14 protein-coding genes are annotated in these 14,834 nt (G+C 55.2%); 3 read left to right on the top strand and 11 right to left on the bottom strand.

The window, feature by feature from the left end; genetic code table 11:
- Window positions 1-4 precede the first annotated feature (4 nt).
- The 7 genes from mraY to mraZ are packed head-to-tail and all read right to left on the bottom strand — an operon-like array spanning window position 5 to window position 7,438.
- Window positions 5-1,087: a phospho-N-acetylmuramoyl-pentapeptide-transferase gene (gene mraY / locus L1D43_RS16355; RefSeq protein ID WP_239853282.1), complete on the bottom strand. Its 1,083-nt coding sequence runs from the start codon at window positions 1,085-1,087 to the stop codon at window positions 5-7.
- Window positions 1,087-2,457 (bottom strand): UDP-N-acetylmuramoyl-tripeptide--D-alanyl-D-alanine ligase, encoded by a 1,371-nt coding sequence (murF, locus tag L1D43_RS16360; RefSeq protein ID WP_239853283.1) that lies wholly within the window; start codon window positions 2,455-2,457, stop codon window positions 1,087-1,089. The genes mraY and murF overlap by 1 nt, the downstream gene beginning before the upstream one ends.
- Window positions 2,454-3,923: a UDP-N-acetylmuramoyl-L-alanyl-D-glutamate--2,6-diaminopimelate ligase gene (murE, locus tag L1D43_RS16365; RefSeq protein WP_239853777.1), complete on the bottom strand. Its 1,470-nt coding sequence runs from the start codon at window positions 3,921-3,923 to the stop codon at window positions 2,454-2,456. Before murE ends, murF begins: the two co-directional genes overlap by 4 nt.
- Window positions 3,920-5,656: a penicillin-binding transpeptidase domain-containing protein gene (locus L1D43_RS16370; protein ID WP_041509002.1), complete on the bottom strand. Its 1,737-nt coding sequence runs from the start codon at window positions 5,654-5,656 to the stop codon at window positions 3,920-3,922. The genes murE and L1D43_RS16370 overlap by 4 nt, the downstream gene beginning before the upstream one ends.
- The gene (gene ftsL, locus L1D43_RS16375; RefSeq protein WP_041509001.1) at window positions 5,653-5,967 is read right to left on the bottom strand and encodes a cell division protein FtsL; all 315 of its coding nucleotides are present in this window, start codon (window positions 5,965-5,967) and stop codon (window positions 5,653-5,655) included. The genes L1D43_RS16370 and ftsL overlap by 4 nt, the downstream gene beginning before the upstream one ends.
- A 37-nt stretch (window positions 5,968-6,004) precedes the next feature.
- Window positions 6,005-6,946: a 16S rRNA (cytosine(1402)-N(4))-methyltransferase RsmH gene (rsmH, locus tag L1D43_RS16380; protein WP_239853287.1), complete on the bottom strand. Its 942-nt coding sequence runs from the start codon at window positions 6,944-6,946 to the stop codon at window positions 6,005-6,007.
- Window positions 6,947-6,979: 33 nt separating this feature from the next.
- Window positions 6,980-7,438, bottom strand: a complete 459-nt coding sequence (mraZ, locus tag L1D43_RS16385; protein ID WP_033539377.1) for a division/cell wall cluster transcriptional repressor MraZ — start codon at window positions 7,436-7,438, stop codon at window positions 6,980-6,982.
- A gap of 414 nt (window positions 7,439-7,852) precedes the next feature.
- Between mraZ and L1D43_RS16390 the strand changes: the two genes are divergently transcribed.
- The 3 genes from L1D43_RS16390 to L1D43_RS16400 all read left to right on the top strand — a co-directional run bounded on the left by L1D43_RS16390 (window position 7,853) and on the right by L1D43_RS16400 (window position 10,083).
- On the top strand, window positions 7,853-8,563 hold the full coding sequence (locus L1D43_RS16390) for a peptidase (protein ID WP_239853289.1): 711 nt from the start codon (window positions 7,853-7,855) through the stop codon (window positions 8,561-8,563).
- Entirely contained in the window at window positions 8,560-9,666 is a 1,107-nt protein-coding gene (locus L1D43_RS16395) for a PepSY domain-containing protein (RefSeq protein WP_239853291.1), read from the top strand. Before L1D43_RS16390 ends, L1D43_RS16395 begins: the two co-directional genes overlap by 4 nt.
- Before the next feature lie 108 nt (window positions 9,667-9,774).
- Window positions 9,775-10,083, top strand: a complete 309-nt coding sequence (locus L1D43_RS16400) for a hypothetical protein (protein WP_239853293.1) — start codon at window positions 9,775-9,777, stop codon at window positions 10,081-10,083.
- Window positions 10,084-10,088: 5 nt separating this feature from the next.
- On the opposite strand, the gene glpK is transcribed toward L1D43_RS16400, so the two are convergent.
- The 4 genes from glpK to leuD form a co-directional block, all read right to left on the bottom strand.
- Window positions 10,089-11,585: a glycerol kinase GlpK gene (gene glpK, locus L1D43_RS16405; RefSeq protein WP_239853295.1), complete on the bottom strand. Its 1,497-nt coding sequence runs from the start codon at window positions 11,583-11,585 to the stop codon at window positions 10,089-10,091.
- Between the two features lie 11 nt (window positions 11,586-11,596).
- A complete protein-coding gene (locus L1D43_RS16410; RefSeq protein WP_239853297.1) occupies window positions 11,597-12,088 on the bottom strand; it encodes a nuclear transport factor 2 family protein in 492 nt (163 codons plus the stop codon).
- 206 nt (window positions 12,089-12,294) lie between these two features.
- A complete protein-coding gene (locus L1D43_RS16415) occupies window positions 12,295-13,647 on the bottom strand; it encodes an outer membrane protein transport protein (RefSeq protein ID WP_239853299.1) in 1,353 nt (450 codons plus the stop codon).
- Window positions 13,648-14,222: 575 nt separating this feature from the next.
- Window positions 14,223-14,828, bottom strand: coding sequence for a 3-isopropylmalate dehydratase small subunit (leuD, locus tag L1D43_RS16420; protein ID WP_239853301.1), 606 nt, complete (start codon window positions 14,826-14,828; stop codon window positions 14,223-14,225).
- Between the last annotated feature and the right edge of the window lie 6 nt (window positions 14,829-14,834).

The following is a 14,834-nucleotide window of genomic DNA, read 5'->3' on the forward strand; positions in this document are numbered from 1 at the left end:
CGTATTACCTTAACTTTAAGGTTGCTAGGCCTAGCAACACCAGGAAGAGGGAGATGATCCAGAAACGCACGATCACTCTAGGCTCAGGCCAACCTTTCAGCTCGTAGTGGTGATGAATAGGCGCCATCCTGAAGATACGTTGACCGCGCAGCTTATATGAGCCGACCTGCAGGATCACAGAAACTGTCTCCATCACAAATACGCCGCCCATGATCACCAGTAAGATCTCCTGACGCACTAACACGGCGATGGTGCCCAGCGCCGCGCCCAGAGACAGCGACCCCACGTCGCCCATGAAGACCTGAGCCGGATAGGTGTTGAACCACAAGAAACCTAAGCCTGCGCCGACGATGGCGGTGCAGACGATCACCAGCTCACCCGAGCCTGGCAGATAAGGAATATGCAGATAGTTAGCAAACTGCACATGGCCCGACAGATAGGCAATCAGCGCAAAGGCCGCCGCAACCATCACGGTAGGCATAATAGCCAGACCATCCAGACCGTCGGTCAGGTTCACCGCGTTGCTCGAGCCGACAATGGTGAAGTAGGCCAGCAGAATGAAGAAGGCACCCAGCTGCGGCATCACATCTTTGAAGAAGGGCAGCACCAGTTGGGTCTCACCTTCACTGCCCGCCGAGGCATACAGATAGAAGGCGATCGCCAGAGCCGCCAGGGACTGCAAGATATACTTCCAGCGCGCAATAAGCCCCTTGGTGTCCTTGCGCACCACCTTGCGGTAATCGTCGATAAAGCCGATCAGGCCAAAGGCGCCCAGCACGAAGAGCATGACCCACACATAGCGGCTACCCAAGTCGCCCCACAGCAACACGCTGATGAAGACGCCAGCCAAGATCAACAGGCCGCCCATGGTTGGCGTGCCGCGCTTGGCAAAATGCGACTCGGGCCCTTCGTTGCGGACCACCTGACCTATCTGCAGCAGTTGCAGACGCTCGATCATCTTAGGCCCCCACCACAGGCTAAACACCATGGCGGTCAACAGCCCCAGGATAGCCCTGAAGGTCACATAAGAGAAAACGTTAAACCCAGAATAAAACTGGGTTAGATAATCAGCCAGATAAACCAGCATTAAAACAACTCCTTGCGCTCAAAGGCGGCAATGAGGGCCTCGACAACCCGCTCCATCTTGGCGCTTCGAGACCCCTTAACTAACACAGTCACCTTGCCGGTTAACTGGTTAAAATAACTAACTAAATCAACAACCAATGCATCTAAGTCGGTGAAGTGCTTGCCGGCGAAAGCCTCGCTACTCGCCCGACTCAACTCTCCCAGTGAATACAAGGCATCGATCCCCTGCTGCTTGGCCTTCTCGCCCAGCTGCCGATGTAAAAGGGACGCATTGTCACCTAATTCGCCTAAATCGCCCAGCACTAAACAGCGATTTCCTTCAATTTCTTGAAGCCAGTCGATTGCCGCCCCCACAGAGGCCGGATTGGCGTTATAGGTATCGTCAATCAGCAAGAAGCGTCCCAGACGGGTCGGCTGCATACGGCCCTTCACGGGTTGCAGCTGCATCAGTCCTTGAACTATCTCATCCAGTGACAATCCCAGCGCCAAACAGATGCTGGTTGCCGCCAGGGCATTGCTCACCTGATGACGACCAGACAGCGGCAGGCTGACCTGACGCCGCTCGCCTCGGTAACTGAGCCAAAAGCGATAACAGCCCAAGGCATCAGCTCTGAGCTCGTCGGCGCTGACATCTGCTGGATTCCCCTGGGATGAAAAACTCAACTGGGTATGGCTAGCGGCCGCGCGGCGCATCACATCGGCAAATGCGTCGTCGGCATTGATCACGGCGACACCATCCTTAGCCAGGTGGAGGAAGATCTCCGACTTGGCCTTAGCCACGCCTTCCAGCGAGCCAAATCCCTCGAGATGCGCCGAGGCGACATTATTAACCATCGCCACATCGGGTTGCACTAAAGATGAAGTGTAATTAATCTCACCGAGATGATTGGCGCCTAATTCGAACACCCCGTATTCGTGTTGCGGCTCGAGACGCAGCAGGGTTAAAGGCACGCCCACTTCGTTGTTGAAGTTGCCTGCGGTATAAAGCACCTGATGCTGGGTCGACAATATGGTCGCCACCATCTCCTTGACGCTGGTCTTGCCATTGGAGCCGGTGAGGGCCACGCTCTTAGGCGCGACACACTGCTTCACATAGGCACCTATCTGGCCCATGGCCTTCTGGCTGTTGGTGACAACAAGCTGAGGCGCCGCGATCGGCAGCTCACGCTCGACCAGTAGGGCGCTGGCGCCATCAGCCACCGCCTTGCTGGCAAAATCATGGGCATCGAAACGCTCACCCTTGAGGGCGACGAACAGGGTTTGAGAGTCCACCACACGGCTATCGCTAGAGACCTTGCTTACGCTAAGATCGTCGCCGATATGCTTGGCATTCAGTACCTTGGCGAGCTCTGACAGTCGCAGTGGAATCATTTGCCGCCCCTCGCAATGGCTGCCGCTAGGGCACGTTCATCATAATCCAGGCGTTTGCCGGCGATCTCCTGATAGGTCTCATGGCCCTTGCCGGCCAGCAAAATTAGATCGCCGCTGGATGCCAGGGTCACCACCTCGCGGATCGCCTTTTGTCTATCGACTTGAGTCAAGGCTACCTGCGGCTTGTTTAGACCGGCCAGCACATCATTGATGATCACCATGGGATCTTCGCTACGTGCATTATCGCTGGTGACCATGACGCAATCGGCATTGTCTTCGGCGGCGCGGGCCATCAGGGGACGCTTGCCCTTGTCACGGTCACCACCACAACCGAAGACGCACCACAACTTACCGCGGCAATGACCGCGCAGGGCCTTAAGCGCCTGCTCTATGGCATCCGGCGTATGGGCATAGTCCACCACCAGGGTGACGCCGTCTTGAGTGGTGAAACGCTCCATGCGTCCCGCCACAGGTTTAAGGCTGGATACCTGAGTCAGCAGCTGCGCCATCGAATATCCGCTCAGATAGAGTGCCCCCAGGGCCGCCACCAGATTAGACAGGTTAAAGGTGCCCAGTAGCGGCGAGTCGATTTTCGCCTCGCCTTCGGGCCAGACCAGCGTCGCGCTGACGCCCTGAGCATGTTGCCTGACCGCTTTGGTATAGATAGAGGCGTCTTCCTGGCCCTGAATGCTAAAGCCCACCAAGCCCTTGCAGCGTTTATCCTGGATCCACTGACGCCCAACAGGATCGTCTAGGTTGATCAGGCCGTGGCTCAGTGAGCTGAATCTAAACAGGCGCTGCTTGGCCGCACCATAGGCATCCATAGAGCCGTGATAATCCAGATGATCCCGGCTTAGGTTAGTAAACACGGCCACGTCAAAGGGCACGGCATCGACACGTCCCTGCACCAGGCCATGACTGGAGACCTCCATGGCACAGACAGCCGCGCCCTGTTGGTCAAATTCGTTGAGCTGACGCATCACAGTGATCGGGTCGGCCGTGGTGTTGCCGCTATCGACCAGCTGACCCCACATGCCGTTGCCCAGGGTGCCCATGACGGCGCTCGGCTGGCTCAAACCTTGGCTCAACTGAGCGATCAGTTGGGTCACCGATGTCTTACCATTGGTGCCCGTCACGCCGATCAGCTTGATTCTGTCCCGCCCCAGCACATAGAGTTGGGAGGCGAGTGCCGACAGCTGCCGTTGCAGCTGAAAAAAGTAGATCCTTAGGCCGTTTTCTTGACTCACCTTGCCATGCAGCGCCGGATCGTCGGTATGAATCAGCGCCGCCACGGCTCCCTGTGAAAGGGCGGCATCGACAAAGTCCCGTCCATCGACGCTGTGGCCCGGCACGGCAACAAACACGCTGCCTTGGCCTATCTCTCGACTATCCAGCGTCAGATGACTGAGTGAATCACCGCCGGCGTAGTGAAACCAGGGGGCAAGGAGATCGCACAGCTGCATTATTCGCCCCTCCTGACATTACCGGCCAATTGAACTTTTTCTCGAGCACTGATCGGCTCAACATTTAACATCTGTAGTGCCCCTGACATCACTTTGGCAAACACGGGAGCGGCCACATCGCCGCCATAATAACGATCGCCCTTAGGCTCATTGACCACCACAACCATGGCGAGTCTTGGATTGTGCACAGGCGCGACCCCAGCAAACAGGGCGACATAATCTTCGCCATAGCCACCGGCCACGGCCTTACGGGCGGTACCCGTCTTCCCCGCAACCGGATAGCCGTCGATATGGGCCTTCTTGGCGGTACCGCCAGGCTCGGTGACACCGATCAGCATCTGCATCACGCTGCGAGCCACCTCGGGCGAGATCACCTGATCCCCCTCGGGCGCCTTCTTAAGCTTGAGAATCGAAGAGGGATACAACACACCACCACTGCCCAGCATGGCGTACATGCGGGCGATCTGCAGCGGTGTCACCGTCAGGGCATAACCAAACGACAAAGTGGCCCGCTCGAAATCGGACCAACGACGACGATCATGGATGAGACCGGCACTCTCACCTGGCAGGTTGATGCCCGAATAGTTACCCAGTCCCATGGCCTGGTAGTAACCCAGCAGCTCCTGTACCGGCATCGACAGGGCGATCTGCGTCATCCCCACGTTACTGGAATGCACCAATACATCACCCAGGGACATATCGCCGTAGTTACGGCCGTCACGCACTATCTTGCCGCCGATACGCACGCGGCCCGGATGTGTCTTAAAGATCTGATCTTCCTTGATGGTGCCGGCCTCGAGCGCCGCGGCGACCACGAAGGGCTTGATGGTGGATCCCGGCTCATAGGCGTCGGTCAGGGCACGGTTACGCATACGATAGCTTTGCAGGTTATCGCGGGAGTTGGGGTTATAGCTTGGGGTGTTCGCCATGGCCAACACCTCGCCCGTATGCACGTCCAGCACCACGATTGAGGCTGAGGTGGCCTGGTTGATCTCTGTGGCACGCTTAATCTCGCGATAGGCCAACTGCTGGATGCGCTGATCGATACTCAGCACCAGATCGTTAGAGCTCTCGCCGGTTTGCACCGTATCCAGGCGCTCCACCACGTGACCATCGCGGGACTTACGCACCTTGTGTTTGGTCGGCGTACCGGTGAGCCAGTCGTTATAGGTGTTCTCGATCCCCTCGATACCCACGTCATCGATATTGGTCAGGCCCACCAGCTGGGCGCTGATCTCACTGGTAGGATAGTAGCGACGTGATTCGGCCTTAAGATAGACGCCGGGCAGCTTAAGCTGCTTGATATACTCGGCCACCGCCGGAGTAACCTGGCGCTTGAGGTAGGTAAAACGTTTCTTGGGGTTAGACTGCACCCGCGCCAGGATCTCCTCCTTGGGCTCGTGCAGCACATCGGCCAGCGCCTGCCAGCGACGCATATCGGCGAAACCGTTGCGATCATGCACCACCTTAGGATCGGCATACACAGCCTTGACCGGCACACTGACCGCCAGCATCTCACCGTTGCGATCGGTGATCATGCCGCGATGCACCTCGTTACTCGTGGTGCGCAGGGTGCGCATGTCACTCTCGTGACGCAGCTTTTCCGGCTCGATGATCTGAATATAAGCGGCTCGGCCCACCAGGCTGGTAAACAGCAGACACACGAAACCAACCACGACGTAGAGACGCCAGTGGATCAGCTGTGGTTTCTGTTTACGTTTCGCCTGCTTGCTCATGGTACTCTCACCACCACTTCTTCATTGGGTAACGGCCGCTTCATGTCCAACTCTTTCGTGGCAATCCGTGTCACCCGACTGTGTTCCGACTGCGACTGCTCTTCCAGCAACAGGTTGCGCCATTCGATATCCAAGCGGTCGCGCTCTTGCAGCAACTGATCCCACTGGCTGGTGTATTTGCGACTGGAATGGCTGGTGTAAACCACCAAAACTGCATTCGCGATCACAATAAAAGCCATCAAGAGCACCCACTTGTGATGCCAAAGATCGAGTAATACGATACGAGTCAGGTTAAGTTGTGACTTACTCACTAGCGTTCCCCTAGTCTCTCACGTCTGCTCGACAGGATTAGTACTCTAATCGCTCGGCAATCCGCAACACTGAGCTACGCGCCCTGGCATTACGGTCAATTTCTTCGGCCGATGGCTTAATCGCCTTACCCACGGCCTTGAGTAATCGTGTCTTATTAATTTCCGCCTCGGTGAGCGGCAACCCATGGGGTACCGACTCACCTTGGCTATGGCGGCGAATGAAGCGCTTCACCATGCGATCTTCCAGCGAATGGAAGCTGATCACCGACAGGCGTCCATGAGGAGCCAACACGGTCACCGCGCCTTCCAGCGCCTGATCGATCTGCTCCAGCTCGCTGTTGATATAGATACGGATCGCCTGAAATACGCGGGTGGCCGGATGCTTGTTGCGCTCCTTGCTCTTGCTCACCCTGGCAATCAGATCCGCCAGCTCCTTGGTACGCAGGAAAGGCGTCTTGTCTCTGTCGGCGGCGATGCAGCGGGCAATATGGCGAGCGTTCTTCTCCTCGCCATAGGTCTTAAATACCCAGGCCATATCTTCTATCTCGGCGCGTGCCAGCCACTCGGCGGCCGTCTCCCCCTGGGAGTTATCCATGCGCATGTCCAGCGGACCGTCACGCAGGAAGCTAAAGCCACGCTCGGCATCGTCTAGCTGAGGGGAAGAGACACCGAAATCGAACAGTATGCCGTCGATCTTGCCTCTCAGGCCCAGATCGTCGACATATTGGGCCAACTGGCCAAATCCACCGTGAACGATAGAGAAACGCGCATCATCGGCAAATTGCTCTGCGGCAGCGATCGCCTGAGGATCGCGATCTATGGCAACCAGGCGGCCATTGGGGCCAAGTTGCTTGAGCACTTCGCGCGAGTGCCCGCCGCGACCGAAGGTGCCATCGATATAGATGCCGTCAGGCTTGATGTTGAGTCCGGCTACCGTTTCCGTCAGCAGCACGGATAAATGCGCAAATTCTTGAGTCATCGCTCTCTTCTTTAACTTATGGTTATTCTCTTATCACAAAGAGAAGTCCGCCAAACGCTCGCTGTTGGCAAAGGCATCGCTTTGAATCGTTTCACGGCTAAGTTCAATCTGTTGCTGCCAGGCCGCCTCATCCCACAGCTCAAACTTATTCAACTGGCCCACCAGCATCGCATGCTTTTCCAGGTTGGCGTATTGACGTAGCGGTGGGGGAAGTAAAATGCGACCATTGCTATCTAACTCGCACTCATGGGCATAACCGAGTAGCAACCGCTTCATGGCGCGCTCGGGTCCCTGGGTATCTGACAGCAATAACAGCTTGGCTTCTATCTGCTTCCAAGCCTCGAGTGGATAGATGAGTAAACAGGCGGCATCGAAGTCGACCGTGATCACCAGCTGGCTATTAAATTCGACGTGCAGGCTTTCGCGGTATCGCTTGGGGATCGCGATCCGGCCTTTGGCGTCAAGATTAATAGCACTCGCTCCACGAAACACGTTAGCTCGTCCTTGTTTTTTTGGTTAATAGATCCACAAATATCCACAATTTCCCACAAATGCTAAGTTTAGAGATAGTGTGCAAGCATTGTCAAGGGATGCAACCATTTATAAAGCCAGTATTCAAGCGGGTTAGCAGCCAGTTTGTAAATTTGTAACTACAGTCAATCCAGGGGAGATTTGTGGGAATTTCGAGGACAAATATGTTGAAAAAACAAACAGAAGTGGAGGACCTACAGGCTTTAGTGGATCGATAAGTGGATCGCCGTCCCAAATTAAGGCCATGATCGCCAAGATCCGTCTGGGCTGATGAAACGTGTATGCCTGTTCGACCCTAAACGATTGGACTCAGACCCATTATGGCTTGCTCAAACACCGCTTGATCCCTATGATGGCCAATAAAAACACAAAATTATGCTGACTCCTAAACAAGGCCGCTGGCTTCGAAAATCACACAAATGGTTGACCCTCTTTCTCGGGGCACAACTGCTCATCTGGTTAATTTCCGGTCTCTACATGGTGCTGATGGATATCGACTATATCCATGGCGATCATCTCGTCGATGATTCCAGACTCACGTTAGATGCCAGTCAGCTAACCATATCACCCGAGACGATCCTCTCGCGTTATCCCGAGGCAACCAGGCTAGAGCTGCTGCCTACCGCGCTCGGCCCCGTCTATAAACTCAATCTAACAGGTAAGCCCCTGTACCTCTCGGGACGAGATGGTGAGCCGCTTGAACCATTAAGCCAGCAGGCGGCCATGAAGATCGCCGCCCGCCTCTACCCTGGCAACTTATCCGGCGCCAGCGCTGAGCTGTTAACCGAATCGGCACCAGCCGAAGTCGGCGGGCGACACCTGCCTCTGTGGCAGATAAACCTAAACGATGCCTTCGACTCACGCCTCTATATCTCGGCCAGTAGCGGTGAGTTGGTCACCAAGCGCCACGACTTCTGGCGCCTGTTCGATGTCATGTGGATGCTACACATCATGGACTATGACACCCGAGAAGATGTGCATAATCCATTGCTGACCGGCTTTAGCCTGCTGGCGCTACTCACAGTGCTTTCCGGTGCCCTGCTTCTGCTCATCGCCTTTAAACGGGGCGAGGAGGAGTGCGCATGAGTCTAAATACGATTAACGCGAGAAGCATACATCGCATCCTGGGCCTCATCGTCGGTGCCCAGCTTCTCATCTGGACCCTGACCGGCCTGGCATTTAACCTGATCGACGATCCATTGCTAGATGCCAACGCCCTGCGCGCCAAGCCCGAAAAGGCCCTATTGATTTCCCCCAAAGTGACGCTTGCCGAGATAACGGCGCAGCTCACTGGCAGTGGCACCAAGCAGATAGACCTTAAACGGGTCGAGCTCAATACACTACTCGGTCGCCCCATCTATCGCATCAAGACAAGCAGCGGGAGCCACGCCTTTTGGGCCGATACCGGCGAGGCGGTAAATCTCAATAGGGAGCAATTGACGCGACTTGCCAAGCAGAGTTACCGGGGAGAGGCGGTCTTATCCGAGCCGATACTCGATGAGGCAGCGGCGCAGCGCTATGGGGGCAATCCGGCCTTCTACCGCATCGACACACATGATGAGCGGAGCACGCAGATCTTCATCGATGGTCAGAGCGGCCAGGTCAAGGCCCATGAGAATTTAGGCTCAGAATTCAAGCAGCTACTCTTCATGCTGCATTTTATCGACTATTACCCCGACAATGGCGTGAGCTTCAATCATCTCGCCACCCAGCTGATTGCCTTCGCCGCCCTGCTACTCGGACTCAGCGGCACCTGGGTACTGGTACGTAAACTTGCCGCAGGCGACTATATCAGTTGGCAGCTAATTAGCCGCGCAAGCAAGAAGGAGAGTAGATTGACGCTACTCTCCCCCGATGGAGAGCTACTTGAAAACATCATTCTGGCGCCAGGCAATCTGCTGGATAACCTCAATTACGACCGAAATCGGATCGCCAGTCAGTGCGGCGGTGGCGGTCATTGTGGCATGTGCCGCGTGCGCTTTGTGGACCAAGCTCCCAAGGCCACTCCAGAGGAGCGCGCGCGTCTCAAGGAAGAGCTATTGGCTCAGGGGATTCGCCTCAGCTGTCAGCATAACGGCCACCAAGGCAAACTCGCCCTCACCAGCCGCGCCCAGCTAAGATACTGGCAAAAAGCGCAGGCAGAGGCCAAACCCGCCTTAAATCCGGCCCAGGCCAAACAGCCCTCTTGAGTAAAAACGGCTCTCTGAACAAAAATAACAAACAGGTGTCTAAATTTTAAGCAAATGCAGCCGATAGATAGGTTAGAGGAGTTACACCTAACCTAAAAAGGAGGAGAGATGCTTTCCCTAGATAGCCTGTACGCCATGTTAGCCAGACCGGTACAACGTGTGGTAACACGTAAGCGCGTGGTGGATCAGACTGAGCACATAGATGCCATCCATGCCGACAGTCATGAGGCGCCCCAGTCGCAGCTGCCGCCCCATCTGGAGCGTCGTCGTCAAACTGATAGACGCATCAACCCCAGACCCGGACGCGACGATCGACGCGGCCAGGCGAGACGCCTACAGGCGCAGAAACAAGCCGAAGAAGAGGCCGAAAAAGAAGCACTAAACTCACCACTGCCCCATATCGATATCGACGTCTAATATTCCTAGCTCAGTGACTCGCTGGTCACCTGGGCAACCGCGCGTTTCCAGCCCAGATACAAGGCCTCACGTTCTTCTTCCGCAATAGCAGGATTAAAGCAGCGCTCGACACCCGCCTTGTGTTTTAATTCGGCCGTCGATTGCCAGAATCCTACGGCTAGGCCCGCCAGGAATGCCGCGCCCATGGCCGTGGTTTCCGTCACCTTAGGTCGCTGTACCTCGACATCGGTAATGTCCGCCTGGAACTGCATCAGAAAATCGTTGGCCACGGCACCACCATCGACCTTGAGCTGTTTCAACTCGACGCCACTGTCTTTGGTCATGGCATCGAGCAGATCCCGACTCTGGTAGGCGATCGCCTCGAGTGCGGCGCGAATGATATGGTTACGATTGGCGCCTCTGGAAAGGCCGACCAAGGCACCGCGGGCGCTGGCGTCCCAATAAGGCGCCCCGAGTCCCACGAAGGCCGGCACCAGATACACGCCATTGTTGTCATTGACCTTGAGGGCAAAGTATTCGGTGTCCTGGGCATCGCGAATCAGCCCCAGTTCATCCCGCAGCCACTGAATGGTAGCGCCCCCCATGAATACCGAGCCCTCTAGGGCATAATTAACCTCACCCTTAGGTCCCACGGCTATGGTGGTCAACAGGCCATGGTTAGACTGCACCGCCTGCAGACCTGTGTTCATCAACAGGAAACAGCCTGTGCCATAGGTATTCTTGGCCATCCCCTCGTCGATACACAGCTGGCCAAAGAGGGCCGATTGCTGATCCCCCGCCATGCCAGCCACGGGGATCTCGCCCCCCTCCCCGGCGATACGTGTCTTGCCATACACGGCGCAAGAAGGCTTCACCTCGGGCAGGATACTCGCGGGAATATCCAACGCCTCGAGCAGCACAGGATCCCAGGCCTGCTGGTGAATGTTATACAGCATAGTGCGCGAGGCATTGGTAGGGTCGGTGACATGCACCTTACCCTCGGTGAGTTTCCACACCAGCCAGGTATCTATGGTGCCAAATAGCAAGTCACCAGCCTCGGCCTTCTCTCTGGCGCCTTCGACATTGTCTAAGATCCAGCGGATCTTGGTGGCGGAGAAATAGGGATCTAATACCAGACCGGTATTTTGCCTGATGTACTCCTCATAACCCGCCTCTCTCAGAGACTCGCACAGAGGCTGACTGCGACGACACTGCCAGACGATGGCGTTATAGACAGGTTTGCCTGTGGTCTTGTCCCACAGGATGGTGGTTTCACGCTGATTGGTGATGCCGATGCCAGCCACCTCATCGCTGTGGATCCCCGCCCTGGCGAGAGCCTCGATCAGGGTCGAGCTTTGAGAGGCCCAGATCTCCATGGGATCGTGTTCCACCCATCCCGCCTTAGGGTAGATCTGAGAAAATTCTCGTTGGGAGATGGCCACGACATTGGCGTCATGATCGAAGATGATGGTACGTGAACTGGTCGTGCCCTGATCGAGCGCGATAACATACTTCTGCTGCACGAACGCCTCCGCTACTGCTGGCTAGGCTGATTCGGATCGACCATAGGTGCAGGCTCAACTTCCTGTACGGCCTCGAGCTGCTCGTCACAGGCGTGGGCGGGCAGATACCAGAATTCGGCGATCTTACCGTCCTGCACGCGGAAATTCCCTATGCTGCATTGACTGAGTTGCTCACCATCGTTTTCCCAGGTCACACGCTCTACCGTGCTGACAAAGTGAGACGATTCGATCAGCTCGATGATGCTGGCCTGGGCGCCGGTGAGGGTCTCGAAATAATCTGTCATGGCGGCGCCGAACTGCGCCTTATCCGAGGTTTCCACCTCTATCTTGCTGCCAGAGATATGCATCCAGCGCACATCGTCCGATACATGGGTCAGCATCTGCTCGACACTGTGTTGGTTGTAGGCGTCGATAAACCCTTTCACCACTTGCGTCGCACTCGGGTCGGCCAAGGCCGACAGTGGCAGTAACGCTATGCTTGCAGCCAGAAGATAGGGTTTCATGGGACACCTCTTATTGTTGGTTATCGCACCTATTGCCCCAAGAGCCTCAGCCGAGCGGCAATCAATGAATGCAATTAAGCTAAAAAAATGTTGATAATTAGACGAATATAATCCGATGAAGTTCAGATAGCCAATAAATATTCAGATAAAAAAATGCCTCACACAGGTGAGGCATTTCGGTTTTCGTTCTATAACCCGTAGGCGAGTTACATCTTATAGCTTAGCTGAGCACCTACCAGCCAGACATCGCCACCCGCGTCACCGCTAAAGCTCACCTGAGCAAGATTCATCAGGTTCATGGTCTCGTTGATCGGTGCATCGCCGTGGGCCTTGATGTAAGTCACGGCAAAATCCAGCGTCAGGTTCTTAGAGGCTTGGTAGCCAGCGCCTGCACTGAACCACAGACGATCAGAATCAGGGATGGTGATGGTGCGATACTCATCTTCTACCGCCGTCTTGTCCAGCGCTACACCGCCACGGACCAACCACTTATCGTTTAGCTGATAACTGGTACCCAGGGCGAAACGCCAGTTGTCTTTGAAGTTCTCGACTTTCACCAGGTCAGACTCCAGGCCACCCACTGGCTTCTGCTCGCCAGGGAAATAAGCCACCAAGCGATCGAACACGCTCCACTGGGTCCAGTTCACACTGGCATGCATGGCCCAGTTTTCGGTCAGCTGATGGAAAGAGGCAAGCTCGGCGAAGGCCGGTAGTTCGAGCGGCATGTAACCCTCGATCTCCACATCCTGACCACCGTTGTAGATCAGGCCAGAGGCGTGACCATCAAGCTCCAGCTCGACACCACTGTGATAGGCCAGACCGATACGGTGCGCCGGGTTGATCTGCCAGCTGGCACCCAACTGCCAACCATAGCCGATATCATCGCCTTCCATCGATTTCAGGCTAGTGCCACCCGGTGGTAGCGCGCCGGCCACCTCGGCGGGCAGCGTAGGTATCGCCTTGATACCATCAACCCAAGCCGGTGTCGAAGCGCCAATCTTACCTTCGCCATAGACGATACGCAGACCCGCGCCCACAGAGAAGGCGTCAGAGATCTTATAAGCCAGGTTAGGATTAAACTCGACTGTGGTTACAGAGGTCTCTTTACCGAAGATCGCGGTAGGATGTGTACTCGGCACCTCGGTCGCCAGACCATAGTTAGAGTTAACGGCTAAACCCCAGGTCCACTGATCGTTAAGCTGATTCGAGTAGTAGAAGTTGGGGACCAGCGCGTCGCCCGCCACGTCTAAGGCATCGGCGTTCATAGTGACAGGCTGTGGCCCGAGTACCGGCGAAGCCAGGGTGACGTCACCCTCGACATCGACGTTTGGCATGACATAGATACCACCCAGTGATAGCTGACGTCCCTCGAGGTAGGTCAACATCGCAGGGTTACGCGCCTGCGCGGCGGCGTTGTCGGCCATGGCCGCCTCACCCGCAAATGCACGGCCTAGACCCGTGGCAGAATATTCGGCAAGTTGAAATCCAGCGGCCTGAACTTGAGACAGCGGTGCAGCGATAGCGGCAACAACAGCTAAAGATAAAATATGCTTCTTCATCATGGCTCTCTTGTTATTATGACAACCTAGAGCAAAGGCTCCAGTCATTGAGTGAGCCGCAGTCTACTGATGCAGAATATCTTTACAAGCAAATAATCAATTTAAGCGAATTATGCTGACCGAGGCGCTTAAATAGCATACAAAAACCGACCGCAACCGATTTTTAAACACTCATCAAAGCGTAAAAATGTGATCAACGTTCACTTAATGGGATTCAAGCAAATCAAGAAAAACAGACAAATATAAATAAAAACAAACAACTAAGTACAAAACATTAAAATGACACTTGTACGCCTGAAAACAACAAAACCACCAGCATAAATCACTAGGCTGTTGAACACCTAGCAATCTCACGACAAAAGCCAAACATAAACACCTGAAATTTAAGTGCTTAATAAGATTCACCGCCGCTAATGTAAACAAAAAGCCGACCGCAGAAAACTGCGATCGGCTTGATTCATATCCTCTAAGGTACAGATGTACGCCAACTGGCATGAGCCCGCTATAACAGAAGCTATAACCGACTCACCTTTTCTGGTTTTAGGCACTAAACATTAGGCACCAGACACTAGAAGTTAGGCACGCCAGCTTGGGATCTCTGCCTCATAACCTGCTATTGCATCGGCATAACCCAGGCTGATGCCTATGGCATCTAGGCCGTTGAGCAAATTATGGCGCGCCGATGGAGCGATCTCGAAGCTAAAACTGGCTCCCGAGGGTGAGGTCACCGTCTGCGCCTGCAGATCAACGCTCACCTGCGCCCCCTCTTCGCCTTCAACTTCCTGCATTAGCTGCACCACCTCCGCCTCGGTCAGGCGAACCGGCAACAGGCCGTTGTTGATGGCGTTGCCATAGAAGATATCGGCAAAGCTAGGCGCGATAATCACCTTAAGGCCAAAATCCGCCAGCGCCCAGGGTGCATGCTCGCGGCTCGAGCCACAGCCAAAGTTCTCCTTGGCCAGCAAGATGGAGGCGCCCCGATAGCGCGGCTGATTCAGGCTGAACTCTGGGTTAGGCTGATCGCCGGCATCATCCAGATAACGCCAGTCATGGAACAGGTGAACCCCAAAACCGTCACGGGTGACCTTAGAGAGAAACTGCTTAGGGATGATCTGATCCGTATCGATATTGGCACTGTCGATGATCACCGCAAGCCCTGTGTGTGTAGTAAATGGTTGCATCGCTCC

Origin of the sequence: Shewanella sp. Isolate8 (genome assembly GCF_022398495.1) — a bacterium.
In the GTDB taxonomy this organism is placed as follows: Bacteria; Pseudomonadota; Gammaproteobacteria; order Enterobacterales; family Shewanellaceae; genus Shewanella; species Shewanella aquimarina.